Origin of the sequence: Streptomyces sp. NPDC058052 (assembly GCF_042885515.1) — a bacterium.
Taxonomy (GTDB): domain Bacteria; phylum Actinomycetota; class Actinomycetes; order Streptomycetales; family Streptomycetaceae; genus Streptomyces.
In genome coordinates this window covers 147055-161475 of the sequence record NZ_JBHVRX010000013.1, presented here as the reverse complement: position 1 = coordinate 161475, position 14421 = coordinate 147055, and the positions used below count along the sequence as shown (strand labels likewise).

Here is a 14421-nt window from a genome sequence, read left to right as displayed (position 1 = left end):
GACCCACGGGAGCCTCGGACGATGACCTCAGCCCCGCGCCGGCGGCCCGCCGAAGCCGCGTCCCTCCTCCTCTCGTTCGCTCTCGTGGGGCTCACCGCCTGTTCCCGGGGTGGCCGCCCCCGGCGGGGCCGGCTCAGGAGGGTCGCCGCCTCGGAAGAGGTCCGGCGGATGAGGGAGCGGGCCGGACGTGACCTGCGGGCACGGGCCGACGAGATCGGCGCCCTCTCCTCATGGGGGCCGCCGCCGCGTACCACCATGGTGGACACCTGCTCCCGGGGCGGCGGCAGGAACCTCTTCGACGGGAACGCGCCGGAGCAGCCCGCCATGTCCTGCACGATGCGGCTCCATCTGTACTTCGTGGTCGACCGTCCCGTGCCCCACGTCCTCCGGGACCTCCGGTCCATGGAGACCCCCACCGTGTGGTCCGGGGGCTCGATCCGCGGCGCACTGGAGTCCTGGGAGGCCGGGACCCACGAGCGGCGGCACGCCTCCCCGCCGTGGGTCGGTTCCCGTACCGGAGGGGAGCTCCTGGCGTGGGACGCCCCCGGTGACGACGCCGGGGCGAAGGTTCCGGAGCCGTACCCCGCCCCCAGGGCGATCCTCCGCACCAGCGTGTCCGAACCCGCCGGCCTCACCCTCTCCGCGCTGCGAGAGCGCCCCGGGACCCTGTTCGCGTGGACGCTCACCGCGCGGTACCACGAGGTGTGGAGCACGCGGCGCCGTGGCGGGTGCCCACGGTGACGCAGGAAGGCCGCGCCGGAATCCGGACCCGCGGTCCGAGCCGGCCGGTCAGGTGCGGGTGTCGACCGTGGTGCCGAGGGCGACGACGGCCGCGGCGGCCCCGAGCGCGGCGAGGACCCCGAAGAGCTCGGGGATACCGCCGAGGGGCGGGGCGAGGAGGGCGGCGGCGAAGGGGGCGAGGGCGGAGGCGGTCATGGCGGGTGCGCCGAGGATGCCCGAGAGCCGTCCGTAGTGGGTGGCGCCCCAGCGTTCGGTGACGGCGGTGGCCTGGAGGAGGGTGAGGTTGCCGCGGACCACCCCGGCGACGAGCGACACCGCGATCAGCAGGCCGTACGGGCCGGGGACGGCCGCCAGGGCGGCGGTGGTCAGGGCGCCGAGGGCGATGAGGACAACGGTGCGGGTGGTGGTGCCGGTGTGGCGGGCGAGGGAGGCGTAGAGGGTACGGCCCAGGGTCTGGCCGGCGCCGCCGATGCCGAGGGCCCACGCGGCCTGGCCGGTGGTGTAGCCGCGTTCGAGCAGGAGCGGGACGAGCGTGAAGACGACGGCGTACATCGCGAACGCCGAGAGCGTGAAGGCCAGTCCGAGCAGCAGGAACGGGCGGCCGCGCACGATGGTCCGGGGCGTCTCGTCCGCGTGCGCCGCGGCCGGCGGGGCCGGCGGCCAGGGTGCGCGCAGAGCGAGGGCGTGAGCCGGGACCGTGATCACGGCGAGGACGACGGCGAGGACGAGGTAGGTGGTGCGCCAGGTGTGCTGGGCGGCGAGGGCCGCGGTGAGGGGCGCGAAGACGGTGGAGGCGAGGCCGCCGGCGAGGGTGACGACCGTGAGGGCGCGGACGTGGTCGGGGGCGAACCAGCGGGTGAGGGCGGCGAAGGCGGGCTGGTAGAACGTGGCGGCCATGGAGAATCCGGCCAGGGCCCAGCCCGCGAAGAACACCGGCAGGTTCGGCGCCAGGCCGACGACCACCAGGCTCGCCGCGCCCACGGCGGAACCGGCGGTCATGACCGTGCGGGGCCCGCGCCGGTCGATGATCCGGCCGACGCGGATCCCGGCGACGCCCGAGACGACCAGCGCGAGCGAGAACGCGGCCATCGTCGCGGTGGTGGACCAGCCGGTGGAGGCGGTGATCTCGGGGTTGAGGACGGGGAAGGCGTAGTAGACGACGCCCCAGCCGGTGATCTGCGTGGCGCAGAGCGCGGGCAGCACGGCGCGGGTGTTCAGGTCGGTCACGAGCCGCAGGAGGGCGCCGGAGCCGGGGTGCCGAGCTGGATCAGGGCGGGGGCGGGGGCGCAGCAGCCGCCGCCGTCGGTCTCCGGGTCGGCCTGGGGCTGGTCGAAGAGGCCGGCGCCGCCGCAGACCCCGGTCTCGGGGAGGACGAGTTCGACGCGCGCGGCGGACTCGTGGTCGTCGGCGAGGGCGGCGGCGACGGAGCGGACCTGCTCGTAGCCGGTGAGGGCGAGGAACGTCGGCGCGCGTCCGTAGGACTTCATGCCGACAAGGTAGACACCCTCCTCCGGGTGCGACAGCTCGTTGACGCCGTGCGGGTAGACGGTGCCGCAGGAGTGCTGGTTCGGGTCGATCAGCGGCGCGAGCTCGACGGGGGCCTGGAGGCGCTCGTCGAGGCCGAGGCGGAGCTCGTCCAGGAAGGTCAGGTCGGGGCGGAAGCCGGTGAGGACGACGACCTCGTCGACCGGGTCGAGCCGGCGTCCGTCCTCGGCGACCAGGACCAGGCGGCCGTCGGTGCCGCGTTCGATGGCCTCGGTGCGGAAGCCGGTGACGGCGTCCGCGTGTCCTTCGTCGACGGCGGCCTTGGCGGCGAGGCCGAGGGCGCCGCGGGCGGGGAGCTGGTCGGCGGTGCCGCCGCCGAAGGTGGAGCCGGAGATGCCCCGGCGCAGGATCCACACCGCCTCGGTCCCCTCGCCGTCCTCTGCCTTGGCGAGGTCGGCCAGCAGGGCGAGGGCGGTGAACGCGGAGGCGCCGGAGCCGATCACGGCCGTTCGCCTGCCCGCGTACCGGGCCCTGGTGGCGGGGTCCTTGAGGTCGGGGACACGGTAGGTGACGCGGTCGGCGGCGGTCTTCTCACCGAGGGCCGGAAGGCCGGAGGCGCCGGCCGGGCTCGGGGTGGACCAGGTGCCGGAGGCGTCGATCACCGCTCGGGCGAACAGCCGCTCCTCGCGTCCGTCGGCGTAGGTGACGTGGACGACGAACGGCTGGGCGGCACGGTCGGCGTCCACGATCCGGTCCCGGCCCGACCGGGAGACGCCGGTGACCCGGGCGCCGAGGCGGACCCTGTCGCCGAGGACGCCGGCGAGCGGCTGGAGGTACCGCTCGGCCCAGTCGCCGCCGGTCGGGTACGTGTCCGCGTCCGGCTTCGTCCAGCCGGTGGGGGCGAGCAGCTTCTCGGCCACCGGGTCGGTGACCTCGCCCCAGGTGGAGAACAGCCGGACGTGCGACCACTCGCGCACCGCGGCGCCCGCTCGGGTGCCGGCCTCCAGGACCAGCGGCTCCAGGCCGCGGTCGACGAGGTGGGCGGCGGCGGCCAGGCCGGCCGGGCCGGCCCCGATGACCACGACGGGCAGCTGCTCGGTGGCGGCGGTGGTGGCGTCCATGGCGAGTCCCCTTGTGTTTCGACGTCCGTCGATCTCCTGCGCCTTCAGCATGGCACTCGATATCGATGAGCGTCAACATAGAGATTCATCTAATCAACGCCTCCGGCGCACCGCGGCTCCATGGCCTCCTGCTTAGACGTGTGTCAACATAGACATATGTCGAATGCGAAGGCGCTGCCGCTCCTGGAGCCGACCACCGAGCCGTGCTGCCCGCCGCTCACGGAGCGTCCGCTGACCGCCGAGGAGGCCGAACGGACCGCCGCCATGTTCAAGGCCCTGGGCGATCCGGTCCGGCTGCGGCTGTTCTCGGCGGTGGCGTCGCACGAGGGGGGCGAGGCGTGCGTCTGCGACATCTCCGACGTCGGCGTCTCCCAGCCCACGGTCTCCCACCACCTGAAGAAGCTGAAGGAGGCCGGGCTGCTCTCCTCCGAGCGGCGGGGCACCTGGGTCTACTACCGCGTCGAGCCGGCGGTCCTGGCGGCGATGGGAGCGCTGCTGACGAAGGCCGCCGCGGTCTGACCCGGCACGGCGGCCGGCCCGGACGGACGAGAGCGCCGACGGCGACCACCGAGCCCGCCCCCAGCAGCGCGGCCTGGAGGACCGTCGCCGCGGTCGCCACGTAGGCACACCGGCCGACCTGGCAGCCCAGCAGGGTGGCATGCGGTCCCACGAAGACGTGGTCACCGACGAGCACCGGCTGGTCGCCGGCGGCGGCCGACGCGCGCAGCACCGCGTTCTCGCAGACCACCGCCGCTTCCCCGATCTCGATCCGGGAGCCTTCGGCGTCGAGCACCGCCCCGTACATCACCCGCGCCCTCGGCCCGACGCGGACATCACCGACGAGTGCGGCCGTCGGGGCGACGCAGGCGGTGGGGTGGACCTGCGGTTCGTGCCCCCGGTGGCGGATGCGGATTCCCCGCGACGCAGCGATCATGGGCGGATCCTCGGCCACCGGGCCGCCGCGGCGCCGGCGGATACCGGACATCGAGTGGGGCGAACCCGCCCGTGGTCGGCGTGCCGAGGACGACAGGCACGGAACCATGGCGCCCGAGGCGGAGGCGGCCCGCACCGGTCACGTCGTGGGCGGGAGTGACGCCTCCACCGTCGTCGTCGGCGGCGGAGCGGTGCTCTTGCGGACGACCAGGCTGGTCGCGAGCTCCATCCGCGTCACGGAGGGCTCTCCGGCGCGCAGACGCAGCAGCATCTGCACGGCCTCCTCGCCCATCTCGCGCAGCGGCTGGTGGACCGTGGTGAGCGGGGGGCTCGACCATCGGGCGATCATCACGTCGTCGTACCCGACGACGGACAGGTCCTCGGGCACGCGCAGCCCGCACACCCGGGCGGCCTCCATCACGCCGAGCGCCTGGAGGTCGCTTCCGGCGAAGACGGCCGTGGGCCGGTCCGGCGCCCGCAGCAGCTCCATCGCCCGTGTGTAGCCGCCTTCGACGTGGAAGTCGCCGAAGCGCACGAGGGAGTCGTCGCGGTCCAGCCCGGCCATGTTCAGGGCGGACCGGTAGCCGTCGAGCCGGGCCAGGGAGCAGAGCATGTCCTCGGGGCCGGTGACGATGCCGATCCGGCGGTGGCCGAGGTCGACGAGGTGGCGGGTGGCGGCGACGCCGCCGGACCAGTTCGCGGAGCCGACGGACGGGACGTCGGGTTCGGGGTCGCCCGCGGGGTCGACGATGACGAAGGGGATCGAGCGCGCGTCGAGCTGCCGCTTGACGGCGTCGGGGAGGGAGGAGAACACGAGGACGACGCCGATCGGCCGGCGCTGCAGCACCCCCTCGATCCAGTCGGGCGCCGGGGCGTGCCGGGTGCCGCTCTCGGTGAGGACCACGCTCGCGCCGTGGGCCTTGGCGAGGTTCTCCACACCGCGGATCAGCTCCATCGCCCACACGCTGTCGAGCTCGTGGAAGACGAGTTCGACGAGGGGCGCCTCCCGGGCCGCGCGGGTGGTCCGCCGGTAGGCGTGCGCTTCGAGGAGCCGCTCGACCTTCTCGCGTGTGGTGGGTGACACGTCCTGCCGGCCGTTGAGGACTTTCGAAACTGTCGAAAGCGAGACGCCGGCCTGTTCTGCCACTTCCGCCAGCGTCACGCGTCTGTTGTCGTCGCCGTCTCGCATCCGAGCAGCATAGATCACCACTCTCCCGCCCCCTCTTGTCACGCTTTGATAACGAGCCGCCGGAGGGTTGACCCGTTCGCCGCGCCAACCCTAGCGTCCCGCCACATGAAGTTTCGACACTTCGATCGAAACTCTTTCGAAAGGTGGGGCGATGAAGCGGCACGCACGGCTCTTCAGAACCGCTGTCGTCGGCGGGGCGTCACTGGCCCTGACCCTCTCCCTGGCGGCCTGCGGCGGCTCGGGGGATTCCGCGGGAGACGGTTCGGGCACGATCCACGTCCTGGTGTACGGCGACGCCACCAACAAGGTGGAGAAGCAGCTCGTCGACACCTTCAACAAGACCTCGAAGGTCAAGGCGGTCCTCGACACCATCCCGGGCGCGGACTACCAGTCCAAGCTGCAGACGATCATCAGCGGCAAGCAGGCCCCCGACGTCTTCTTCAACTGGGGCGGCGGCAGCATCAAGCCCTTCGTCGACGCGGGCCTCCTCATGCCGCTCGACGGGCTCATCGCCGAGGACCCCGGCCTCAAGGCGAACTTCCTGCCGTCGGTGTTCGAGACCGCGGTGGTCGACGGGAAGCCGTACGGGATACCCATGCGCGGCACCCAGCCCGTCCTGCTGTTCCGCAACGAGAAGGTCATGGCGGACGCCGGCGTCACCGCGCCGCGCACCTGGGACGAGCTCCTGGACGCCGTGAAGGCCCTCAAGGCCAAGGGCGTCACGCCCGTCGCGCTCGGCGGCGGCGACAGATGGCCCACGCAGATGTGGTTCCAGTACCTCTACGACCGGGTGGCCGGGCCCGGGCACTTCGCGAAGGCGGTGGCCGGGGACAAGAACGTCTGGGCGAGCGCCGACAGCAAGCGGGCCCTCGGCATGCTCAGGGAGCTGATCGACGCCGGGGCCTTCGGCACCAACTACGACTCGGTCAAGTTCACCGACGGCGGCTCCCCCGCGCTCCTCGCCACCGGCAAGGCCGCCTTCGAACTCATGGGCTCCTGGGAGTACTCCACCCTCCAGGACGCCTACCCGGACTTCGTGGAGAACGACCTCGGCTACGGCACCTTCCCGGCCGTCGAAGGCGGCAAGGGCGAGCCGGGCAACCTCGCCGGCAACACCAACAACTTCTACTCGGTCCTGAAGAACACCGAACACCCCGAGGCCGTGGCCGAGTTCCTGAAACTCATGTACTCGGACGAGTTCGTCAAGGGCCAGCTGAGCATCGGCAACCTGCCCACGACCACCAACACGCCCGCCTTCCTGGACGGCTCCGTCAGCCCGGCCTACTCGACGTACCAGTACGACCTGGTGAAGAAGGCCCCCCACTTCCAGCTCTCCTGGGACCAGGCGTACCCCCCGGCGGCCACCACCGGCATCCACCAGGCCGTCCAGCAGTTCTTCAACGGCCGGATCGACGCCGACGCCTTCATCGCCGCCATGCAGAGCCTGCCCGCGGCCTGACCCGCGGCCCGACCTCCGGAACGCCTGACATGACCACAGCCACAGTCCCCGCCGCGGACGGCACCGGCGCCACGCTCCGGCGCGGGCGGCCCGGCCGCCCCGCGACCGGCGCGGGCCGCCCGGGTCTCGCCTGGGCGGCGCCCGCCGCCCTCTTCTTCGGCCTGTTCGCCCTCGTCCCGCTCCTCCTGGTCGCCGTCCTCTCCTTCACCCGCTGGAACGGCCTCGGCTCCCCGGAGTTCGCCGGCCTGGACAACTGGAGCCGGCTGCTCGACGACCCCGTCATGGTGCAGAGCCTCTGGCTGAGCCTGCTCCTCACGGTCCTCGGCGTCGCCGTCCAGACGCCGATCAGCCTCCTGCTCGGCGTCTGGGCCGCCGGCCACCAGCGCAACCGGGCCGTCCTGTCCGCCGTCTACTTCGTCCCGCTCCTGCTCTCCATCACCGCCGTCTCCGTCCTGTGGCGCGCCGTGCTCGACCCCAACTTCGGGGTCCCCTCACAGGCGACGTGGCTCTTCGGCGACGGCAACCTCTTCGGCACCCAGGCCGGCGCCCTCGGCGTCCTCGTGCTCGTCAGCACCTGGCAGTTCACCCCGCTGCACACCCTGCTCTACCAGGGTGCCGCGCGGGCCGTCCCCGACGTCCTCTACCAGGCCGCCCGGATCGACGGCGCCGGCACGGTCCGCCAGTTCTTCCACATCACCCTGCCCCAGCTGCGCAACACCATCGTGACGTCGACGGTCCTGATGGTGGTCGGCGGACTCACGACCTTCGACACGGTCCTGATCCTCACCCAGGGCGGACCCGGCACCGACACCACGAACAGCGCCTACTACATGTACCAGAGGGCCTTCAAGAGCTTCGACTTCGGCGGGGCCTCCGCGATCGCGCTGCTCCTCGTCCTCGTCGCCACCCTCGTCTCCCTGGTCATGGTGCGCGTGACCGGCTACGACAGGATGCGCAGCACCATGGAGGGCCTATGAGGAAGGACCGCCCCAACTACCTCGCCGGTCTCGGCTCGCTGGTCTGGCTGTTCGTGGTGGGCCTGCCGCTGTACGTGATGCTGGTCGCCACCTTCCAGTCCCGCGCCGACTACGCGGCGAACGGCCCCCTCGCGCTCCCCGAGCGCCTCACCCTCGACAACTACGTCACCGACCTGAACGACGGCTTCGCGCAGTACTTCCTCAACACGGTCGTCGTCACGGCCTGCGTCGTAGGGATCGTCCTGCTCCTCGTGCCGCCCCTCGCGTACGCCGTCGTCCGGAGCGACGGCAGGGCCACCGGCCGGGTCTTCCGGCTCTTCCTGCTCGGCCTGGCCGTCCCGTCGCAGGCCGTGATCGTCCCGGTGTTCTACCTGATCGACGAGGCCGGCCTCTACGACAACCTCCTCGGCGTCATCCTGCCGACCGCCGCCTTCGCCATGCCCGTCTGCGTCCTGATCCTCACCGGCGTCATGCGGGACATCACGCCCGAGCTGTACGAGGCGATGACCGTCGACGGGGCCACCCCCCGGAGGATCTTCCTCACGCTGGTGCTGCCCCTGTCGAAGGGCGGTCTCTCCACCGTCGTCGTGTTCTCCGCGCTCCAGGCGTGGAACGGCTTCCTCTTTCCCCTCGTGCTCACCCAGTCCGCGGAGAACAAGGTCATCACCATGGGCCTCTACGACTTCCAGACGGAGCACGGGGTCGACATCCCCGGCCTCCTCGCGGCCGTCGTGCTGTCCATGCTCCCCATCCTGCTCGTCTATCTGTTCGCCCGTCGCGCCCTGGTCCAGGGCCTGATGGGAGTCGGAGGAAAGTGACCGACACCGTGTCTGCCACGCCCCCTGTCCCGTACGAAGCCTGGCGCGACCCCGCGCTCGGCGCGGAAGCCCGCGTCGACGCGCTGATCCGCGCCATGACCCTCCAGGAGAAGACCGCCCAGCTCCACGGCGTGTGGGTCGGGGCCTCCGACGAGGGCGCCGAGGTCGCACCGCACCAGCACGACATGGAGGAGCCGGTCGACCTCGACGAGCTGCTGCCGCACGGCCTCGGCCAGCTCACCCGCCCCTTCGGGACCGTCCCCGTCGACCCCGCGCTCGGCGCCCTCTCCCTCATGCGGACACAGGCGCGGATCGCCGCAGCGAACCGCTTCGGCATCCCGGCCGTCGCCCACGAGGAGTGCCTCGCCGGCTTCGCCGCCTGGGGCGCCACCGCGTACCCCGTCCCGCTGTCCTGGGGAGCGACCTTCGACCCCGCGCTCGTCCGGGAGATGGCCGCGGCCATCGGGCGCGACCTGCGCGCGGTCGGGGTGCACCAGGGCCTCGCCCCCGTCCTCGACGTCGTCCGCGACGCCCGCTGGGGACGCGTCGAGGAGACCATCGGCGAGGATCCCTACCTCGTCGGAACGATCGCCACCGCCTACGTCCAGGGACTCGAGTCCGCCGGCGTCGTCGCCACCCTCAAACACTTCGCCGGATACTCCGCCTCCCGGGCCGGCCGCAACCTCGCCCCCGTCGGCATGGGCGCCCGGGAGCTGGCCGACGTCATCCTGCCTCCGTTCGAGATGGCGGTCCGGGAGAGCGGCGTCCGGTCCGTGATGCACGCCTACACCGACACCGACGGCATTCCCTCGGCCGCCGACGACCGGCTGCTCACCGGGCTCCTCCGGGACACCTGGGGTTTCACCGGCACCGTCGTGGCGGACTACTTCGGCATCGCGTTCCTGAAGACCCTGCACGGCGTCGCCGGCACGCTCGGCGAAGCCGCAGGGACGGCCCTCGCCGCCGGCGTCGACGTGGAACTGCCCACCGTGAAGACCTTCGGCGCCCCCCTCCTCGACGCGGTCCGCCAGGGCCGGGTGCCGGAGGAGCTCGTGAACCGCGCGGTCCGGCGGGTCCTGCTGCAGAAGGCCCGCCTCGGACTCCTCGACCCCGACTGGAGCCCGGTCCCCCCGGCCCTGCGCGACGCCGGCACCACGGCCGCCCCGGACGCCCTGCGGGGCACGGTCGACCTGGACCCGGCCGCCCACCGCGAGCTGGCGGGCCGCGTCGCCGAACGCGCGATCGTCCTGCTGCGCAACAACGGCACCCTGCCGCTGGACCCGCGGACACCGCGCCGGATCGCCCTGATCGGCCCCAACGCCGATGCCCCCACGGCGGTCCTGGGCTGCTACTCCTTCCCCGTCCACGTCGGCGGACAGCACCCCGGCACCCCCCTCGGCATCGACCTGCCCACCCTGCGCGAGACCCTCACGGCCGAGTTCCCGGCCGCCGAGGTGCTCGTGGCGCACGGAACCGGCGTCGACGACGCCACGACCGGAGGCTTCGCCGAGGCGCTCACCCTCGCCCGCCGCGCCGACGTCGTCGTGGCCGCGCTCGGTGACCGCGCCGGACTCTTCGGGCGGGGCACCAGCGGCGAGGGCTGCGACGCGGAGTCCCTGCGCCTCCCCGGGGCGCAGCAACAGCTGCTCGACGCCCTCCTCGACACGGGGACCCCGGTCGTGACGACCCTGCTGGCGGGCCGGCCCTACGCGCTCGGCCGCGCCGCCGACGAGTCCGCCGCCGTCCTCCAGACGTTCTTCCCGGGCGAGGCCGGAACGGCCGCCATCGCCGCCGTCCTCAGCGGCCGGACCGCCCCGGGCGGCCGGCTGCCCGTCAGCGTGCCCCGCCACCCCGGCGCCCAGCCGTCCACCTACCTGGCCTCCCGTCTGGGCCACACGAGCGAGGTCTCCAGCGTCGACCCCACACCGGCCTTCGGCTTCGGACACGGCCTCACGTACACCACCTTCGAGTGGAGCGACCTGGCCGTCGAGGCCACCGAGGTCCCCACGGACGGCGCCGTACGCCTCGCCCTCACCGTCACGAACACCGGCCCCCGGGACGGCACCGAGCTCGTCCAGCTGTACCTGCACGACCCGGTGGCCTCGGTGGTCCAGCCCGTGCGGAGACTCATCGGGTACGTACGTCTCGACCTGGCCGCCGGCGAACGGAGGCGGGTCCACGCGGTCGTCCCTGCGGACCTCGCGTCCTTCACCGGCAGGTCGGGGACGCGCGTCGTGGAGCCCGGCGCCCTGGAACTGCGGCTCAGCGCCTCCAGCACGGAACCGCGTCTGACCGCCCGGGTGACCCTGACCGGCCCGGTCCGCCAGGTGGACCACCGCCGCCGGCTGCACGCCGTCTTCGAGACGGCCCCGCGCGCCTGACCGTGACCGGACGTCGGTCGGCCGCCTGATCCTCATCCGGAGCCGGCTTCCACCGGACCTCCGACGTTCCGGCCCGCGTTCAACGGTGTTCGGGGTTCTCGAAGTCGAACCGGCAGCCGGCGTCCCACTCGGAGCGCTGGTTTCCGTGGGCGGGGATGCCGCCGGCGTCCTTGAGCATCCTCGCCAGGTGGAGCTGGTTCCAGGTCATGAAGGTCGTGTTGCGGTTCGTGAAGTCGTTCTCCGGGCCGCCGGAGCCGGGGTCGAGGTACGACGGGCCGGGGCCGGCCGGGCCGACCCAGCCCGCGTCGGCCTGCGGCGGAAGGACGTATCCGAGGTGCTGGAGGCTGTAGAGGACGTTCATCGCGCAGTGCTTGGCACCGTCCTCGTTGCCGGTGATCAGGCAGCCGCCCACGCGACCGTAGTAGGCGTACTGGCCGTGCTCGTTGAGGATCGACGAGCAGGCGTACAGACGCTCGATCACCTTCTTCATGACCGAGGAGTTGTCCCCGAGCCACACCGGCCCCGCCAGGGTCAGGATGTCGGCGGCCATCACCTGCGAGTAGATCACCGGCCACTCGTCCGTCTCCCACCCGTGCTCCGTCATGTCCGGCCAGACACCGGTCGCGATGTCGATGTCCACCGCCCTGAGCACCTCGACCCGCACGCCCTGGCGCTCCATGATTCCGGTGCTGATGTCGATCAGCCCCTGTGTGTGGCTGCGCTCAGGGGATCGTTTCAGGGTGCAGTTGATCACCAGGGCGCGCAGATCGGCGTACGACGTCGTTGGGTCCGGCACGGAATTCTCCTCCCTACGCTCCGGGGTCCCAGTCCGAAGGCACCGGAGATCTCCCTCCAGCCCACCAGGTCCTCGCCCCGGGCGCTCGCGGAGCTGGGCCGGTGGCCTGACGGTCCGCAGGCCGGGGCAGTCCGCCCGCACGCGATCCCAGGCCGGGCGCCGCACACCTGGGTCCCACCCCGAACCGCTGGTGGGAGGCGTACGCGTGACCGCGTCCTAGCCGGTCCGCTCCGGAACCGCCACGGGGTCGGAGGCCCCGAACGCGCGCCGATAAGCGGCGGGCGAGACGCCGAAGGCCGTCCGCATGTGCGCGCGCAGGGAGTTCCCCGAACCGATGCCGGCCCGGTGCGCCACGAGGTCGACCGGGAGGTCGGTCGTCTCCAGGAGCTGCTTGGCCAGTTCCAGGCGCTGCGCCGTGAGCCACTGCACGGGCGTCATGCCGACCTCGTCGCGGAACCTGCGGGTGAACGAGCGCAGGCTCATCCGCGCGTGCTCGGCGAGGCGGGCGAGGGTGAGCTGCTCCCCGAGGTGTTCGAGGGCCCAGGCGCGCGTCGCGGTCGTGCTGGCGAGGGTCGGCTCGGGCACGGGCCGGTCGATGAACTGGGCCTGCCCGCCGTCCCGCCACGGCGGCACGACGCACATCCGGGCCGCCCGGTTGGCGGCCGCCGCGCCGTGATCGCGGCGGATGATGTGCAGACAGAGGTCGACCCCCGCCGCCACCCCGGCCGAGGTGAGGACGTCTCCGTCGTCGACGAAGAGCACCTCCTCGTCGAGCTTGACCTCCGGGTACGCCCGCCGGAACTCCAGGGCCAGGTTCCAGTGCGTGGTGGCGGGACGCCCGTCGAGCAGCCCCGCGGCGGCGAGGACGTACGACCCGGAGCAGATGGACACCAGGCGGGTGCCGGAGCGGATCCCGGCGATGGCGGCGGCGACGTCGGACGGCAGCGGGCCGCCGCGCCCGAGCTCCGGCATGGCGTGGGTCGGGGGGAGGACGACGGTGTCCGCGGCGGCGAGCGCCTCGGGGCCCGCCGCCGGCTGCACGACGAACCCGGCGTCGCTGAGCACGGGCGCGCCGTCGGCGGTGCAGACGGTGACCTCGTACAGGGGGCGGCCCTCGGCGTCCTGGACGCTGCCGAAGACGCGCGAGGGGATGCCGAGCTCGAAGGGCGGCACGCCGGGCAGTGCGAGGACCGCGACGCGGTGGGGACGCGGATCCGTCGCTCCCGGGGCGGGATCCCCGGTCTCCGGAGTCGGATCGGTCGTCCCCCGGGTCTGATCCGCCGCCCCCGGGGTCGTCTCGTCGTCCATGGCCAAATCCTGTCACATAGTGGCCAGAGGGCCAACACCGGAAGGGGGCGGCGGGCGGGATCGTGGACGGGTCGCCGCCGGAGAGGTTCCGGCGGGACCGGATCACGAAGGAACGAGGGAGACGACATGCGTGCGGTGGTCGTGGAGCGGTGGGGCGGGCCGGAGGTGCTCGTCGAGCGCGAGGTGGAGCGCCCGGAGCCGGGCCTGAACGAGGTGCTGGTGCGGGTCCACGCGGCCGGCGTGAACCCGGTGGACTGGAAGACCCGCGCGAGCGGCGCCCTCATCGAGTGGGGCGCGCTGCCTGCCGTCGGGTGGGACGTCTCCGGCACCGTCGAGGCCGTGGGTCCCGGCGTCGGGGTCCTGCGCCCGGGCGACGAGGTCTTCGGGATGCCGCTGTTCCCCCGGCAGGCCGGCGGGTACGCCCAGTACGTCGTGGCGCCGGCCCGCCACCTCGCGCCGAAGCCGGCGTCCCTGACCCACGTCGAGGCGGCGGCTCTGCCGCTGGCCGGGCTCACCGCCTGGCAGGCCCTGGTCGACGCGGCGGGAGTACGTCCGGGCGAGCGCGTGCTGGTGCACGCGGCGGCCGGCGGCGTGGGCCACCTCGCCGTCCAGATCGCCAAGGCGCGCGGCGCCCACGTGATCGGCACGGCCGGCGCCGCCAAGCACGCGCTCCTGAAGGAGCTCGGCGCGGACGAGGTCGTGGACTACCGCGAGACGCCCTTCGAGGAGGCCGTCTCCGACGTCGACGTCGTCCTCGACGCCCTCGGCGGCGAGACGGCCGAGCGTTCCCTGAAGGTGCTGCGCCCCGGAGGCCGGCTCATCACCCTTCCTGGCCCCGACGACGTCCCCGTCGCCCCCGCCGGCCTCCACGCCTCGTGGGTCCTGGTGGAGCCCGACCACCTCGGTCTCCGTGAAATCGCCGCCCTGGTGGAGTCCGGCGCCCTCCGTCCGGTCGTCGACACCGTCCTGCCCCTCTCCGAGGCCGCGAAGGCGCACGAACTCGGGGAGCGGGGCCGGACGACCGGCAAGATCGTCCTGACGGTGGACTGAGGACCGGCGGGGAAGGGGATCCGCGCGGCTCGGCCCGGATTCGGGCGCGCGTCGGCCGGCACCGTCGGGATCCCCCAGGAGAGTGGATCCGGTTGCCACCAAGATCAGCCGCCTCCTACGGTCTGAACTGCTGAAACAGCATGTTCCCCGCCTGTGCGGCCGG

At 73.0% G+C, this 14421-nt stretch carries 12 protein-coding genes; 7 read left to right on the top strand and 5 right to left on the bottom strand.

Features of this window, described 5'->3' with window-relative positions; translation table 11 throughout:
• Positions 1-21: 21 nt before the first annotated feature.
• Positions 22-741, top strand: coding sequence for a hypothetical protein (locus tag ACFVU3_RS19960; protein ID WP_390067800.1), 720 nt, complete (start codon positions 22-24; stop codon positions 739-741).
• Between the two features lie 48 nt (positions 742-789).
• On the opposite strand, the gene ACFVU3_RS19955 is transcribed toward ACFVU3_RS19960, so the two are convergent.
• Both ACFVU3_RS19955 and ACFVU3_RS19950 read right to left on the bottom strand, forming a co-directional pair.
• A complete protein-coding gene (locus tag ACFVU3_RS19955; protein WP_390067849.1) occupies positions 790-1977 on the bottom strand; it encodes an MFS transporter in 1188 nt (395 codons plus the stop codon).
• Positions 1965-3347: an NAD(P)-binding domain-containing protein gene (locus tag ACFVU3_RS19950; RefSeq protein WP_390067798.1), complete on the bottom strand. Its 1383-nt coding sequence runs from the start codon at positions 3345-3347 to the stop codon at positions 1965-1967. Before ACFVU3_RS19950 ends, ACFVU3_RS19955 begins: the two co-directional genes overlap by 13 nt.
• Positions 3348-3503: 156 nt before the next feature.
• Here ACFVU3_RS19950 and ACFVU3_RS19945 point away from each other — a divergent pair, with 156 nt between their 5' ends.
• The gene (locus ACFVU3_RS19945; protein WP_390067797.1) at positions 3504-3866 is read left to right on the top strand and encodes an ArsR/SmtB family transcription factor; all 363 of its coding nucleotides are present in this window, start codon (positions 3504-3506) and stop codon (positions 3864-3866) included.
• 553 nt (positions 3867-4419) lie between these two features.
• Here the strand turns inward: ACFVU3_RS19945 and ACFVU3_RS19940 are convergent.
• Positions 4420-5469: a LacI family DNA-binding transcriptional regulator gene (locus tag ACFVU3_RS19940; RefSeq protein WP_390067795.1), complete on the bottom strand. Its 1050-nt coding sequence runs from the start codon at positions 5467-5469 to the stop codon at positions 4420-4422.
• A gap of 151 nt (positions 5470-5620) precedes the next feature.
• Here ACFVU3_RS19940 and ACFVU3_RS19935 point away from each other — a divergent pair, with 151 nt between their 5' ends.
• From ACFVU3_RS19935 to ACFVU3_RS19920, 4 genes are all read left to right on the top strand, one after another.
• Positions 5621-6928, top strand: coding sequence for an ABC transporter substrate-binding protein (locus tag ACFVU3_RS19935; protein ID WP_390067793.1), 1308 nt, complete (start codon positions 5621-5623; stop codon positions 6926-6928).
• Positions 6929-6957: 29 nt separating this feature from the next.
• Positions 6958-7905, top strand: a complete 948-nt coding sequence (locus ACFVU3_RS19930) for a carbohydrate ABC transporter permease (protein ID WP_390067791.1) — start codon at positions 6958-6960, stop codon at positions 7903-7905.
• The gene (locus tag ACFVU3_RS19925; protein WP_390067789.1) at positions 7902-8723 is read left to right on the top strand and encodes a carbohydrate ABC transporter permease; all 822 of its coding nucleotides are present in this window, start codon (positions 7902-7904) and stop codon (positions 8721-8723) included. Before ACFVU3_RS19930 ends, ACFVU3_RS19925 begins: the two co-directional genes overlap by 4 nt.
• Before the next feature lie 95 nt (positions 8724-8818).
• Entirely contained in the window at positions 8819-11104 is a 2286-nt protein-coding gene (locus tag ACFVU3_RS19920; RefSeq protein WP_390067848.1) for a beta-glucosidase, read from the top strand.
• Positions 11105-11183: 79 nt separating this feature from the next.
• On the opposite strand, the gene ACFVU3_RS19915 is transcribed toward ACFVU3_RS19920, so the two are convergent.
• Both ACFVU3_RS19915 and ACFVU3_RS19910 read right to left on the bottom strand, forming a co-directional pair.
• Entirely contained in the window at positions 11184-11900 is a 717-nt protein-coding gene (locus tag ACFVU3_RS19915) for a flavodoxin family protein (RefSeq protein WP_390067787.1), read from the bottom strand.
• Between the two features lie 216 nt (positions 11901-12116).
• Positions 12117-13208 carry a GlxA family transcriptional regulator gene (locus ACFVU3_RS19910; RefSeq protein WP_390067785.1) on the bottom strand — a complete coding sequence of 364 codons (1092 nt, stop codon included), beginning with the start codon at positions 13206-13208 and terminating at the stop codon, positions 12117-12119.
• 126 nt (positions 13209-13334) lie between these two features.
• Here ACFVU3_RS19910 and ACFVU3_RS19905 point away from each other — a divergent pair, with 126 nt between their 5' ends.
• Positions 13335-14258 (top strand): NADP-dependent oxidoreductase, encoded by a 924-nt coding sequence (locus ACFVU3_RS19905; protein ID WP_390067783.1) that lies wholly within the window; start codon positions 13335-13337, stop codon positions 14256-14258.
• Positions 14259-14421 lie beyond the last annotated feature (163 nt).

Coding starts and splice junctions, on each gene's coding strand:
- ACFVU3_RS19960 (WP_390067800.1), top strand. CDS start 22: ATGACCTCAGCCCCGCGCCGGCGGCCCGCCGAAGCCGCGTCCCTCCTC.
- ACFVU3_RS19950 (WP_390067798.1), bottom strand. CDS start 3,347: ATGGACGCCACCACCGCCGCCACCGAGCAGCTGCCCGTCGTGGTCATC.
- ACFVU3_RS19945 (WP_390067797.1), top strand. CDS start 3,504: ATGTCGAATGCGAAGGCGCTGCCGCTCCTGGAGCCGACCACCGAGCCG.
- ACFVU3_RS19940 (WP_390067795.1), bottom strand. CDS start 5,469: ATGCGAGACGGCGACGACAACAGACGCGTGACGCTGGCGGAAGTGGCA.
- ACFVU3_RS19935 (WP_390067793.1), top strand. CDS start 5,621: ATGAAGCGGCACGCACGGCTCTTCAGAACCGCTGTCGTCGGCGGGGCG.
- ACFVU3_RS19930 (WP_390067791.1), top strand. CDS start 6,958: ATGACCACAGCCACAGTCCCCGCCGCGGACGGCACCGGCGCCACGCTC.
- ACFVU3_RS19925 (WP_390067789.1), top strand. CDS start 7,902: ATGAGGAAGGACCGCCCCAACTACCTCGCCGGTCTCGGCTCGCTGGTC.
- ACFVU3_RS19920 (WP_390067848.1), top strand. CDS start 8,819: ATGACCCTCCAGGAGAAGACCGCCCAGCTCCACGGCGTGTGGGTCGGG.
- ACFVU3_RS19910 (WP_390067785.1), bottom strand. CDS start 13,208: ATGGACGACGAGACGACCCCGGGGGCGGCGGATCAGACCCGGGGGACG.
- ACFVU3_RS19905 (WP_390067783.1), top strand. CDS start 13,335: ATGCGTGCGGTGGTCGTGGAGCGGTGGGGCGGGCCGGAGGTGCTCGTC.